Origin of the sequence: Actibacterium sp., assembly GCF_041584535.1 — a bacterium.
In the GTDB taxonomy this organism is placed as follows: Bacteria; Pseudomonadota; Alphaproteobacteria; order Rhodobacterales; family Rhodobacteraceae; genus Actibacterium_D.
In genome coordinates, this window is the sequence record NZ_JBFHDW010000433.1 from 1 (window position 1) to 1,395 (window position 1,395).

1 protein-coding gene and 1 pseudogene are annotated in these 1,395 nt (G+C 62.6%); one reads left to right on the forward strand and one right to left on the reverse strand.

What is annotated here, in order from left to right:
- A partial coding sequence (locus tag ABYW26_RS14480; RefSeq protein WP_372605620.1) for a lysostaphin resistance A-like protein occupies positions 1-838 on the reverse strand: 838 nt, incomplete at its 3' end.
- 127 nt (positions 839-965) lie between these two features.
- Here ABYW26_RS14480 and ABYW26_RS14485 point away from each other — a divergent pair.
- A pseudogene (locus ABYW26_RS14485) lies at positions 966-1,395 on the forward strand (hypothetical protein); the annotation flags it as partial.

The window sequence follows — 1,395 nt, forward strand, 5'->3', positions numbered from 1 at the left end:
CCGCCGCCAAAGCGACCTGAACCTGATGTGCATCGCCCAGCGAGAATGGCGTGATCCACAGCGACAGGCCGGTCAGGCTGCCTTGCATCGACATCACCAGCAGCGCCACCGCGTTATTGGCGAAATGCAGCCCGATCGCGGCGCCCAGCGACCCGGTTTGCTCGGTCAAATCGGCGGCGACCAGTGCAAAGACCATAATGGCGATCAGGATGACCCAGGCGTTGGCTCCGGCCTCGGGCGACCAGTGACCGGCGGTGAACAAAAGCGCCGGCAGCCCCATCCAGACCCAGCGCGCGGCAAAGCGGGCGGCCAGTTGCTGTTGCAGATAGCCGCGGAACAAAAGCTCTTCCGCCCCGGTCTGTAACAGCACCAGCGGCAGCGCCAGCGGCAGATAGCGCAGCCATTGATCCAGCGGCAGATTGGGCACGCCCGGCGACAGCCGCGCATAGAGCAACAGCAAGACCGCCTGAATCGGAATCATCACCATCACCACCTGAAAAAAGCCGCGCAACGTATCGCGCCACGGGCCGAACAGCGTGCCGGGGCTGCGGCCATGACAGGCCGGGGCGGCAATGATCGGCCCCAGAGCCATGCCGACAAAAGATAACAGCAGAAAGATCATGTGCTCTGGCGTTTCGGCCTTGGACAAGGCCTGTAACCAGTTGAAATAGTCTAGCGGCCCGGTGATCGGAAAAATCGCGATCACCATCATCGCCAGAACCGACAGATACACGAACGCGATCAGCACCAGCCCCAGTGCCAAGCGCCAAATCTGGGCCGTGTGCCGGGTCGGGGCGATGTAGGCGGAAAATTCCGGAGAGCGCATTTTTTCGTCCATTCGGGTGATCCGGTGAACGCTAGCGACTGGCGGTCGGCGCTTCAACGCCTGTTGCGGCGAACGGGCTTGTGAAAGGTGCCTGCCACAGGTATTTCCCTGTGCCACGCCAGTCCCAAAGCCGAGACAGATGTCAGTATTGATCGCTAAAATCAGGGGGGCGCTTGCGCTATGCGCGCTGGTGCCGCTGCTTGCCGCCTGTCTTGAGACCGGCAGCACCCCTCAGCAGGTTGTCTTGGCCGACGGCACCGTGCAGGTGACTGCGCCTGCGGGCTATTGCGTGGATAGCCGGGCCTCGGGCGATGAATTCGTGCTGTTGGCCAGCTGTGCCTCGGTTACCCGCCGCGCCAGCGCCCCGCATCCGGCTGCACCGGCGCTGTTGACCGTCACCGTGACCCGGCATTTGCCCGGCGATTTGTCGATCAAGTCGCAATATGCCCGGCTGAAAGCCTATTTCAAATCCGATCAGGGCCGCGCGAACCTGTCGCAAAATGGCGATCCGGCGCAGGTTCGGGTCATTCGCACCAGCATGACCAATGGCGTGTTCATCGTGCAGGCGC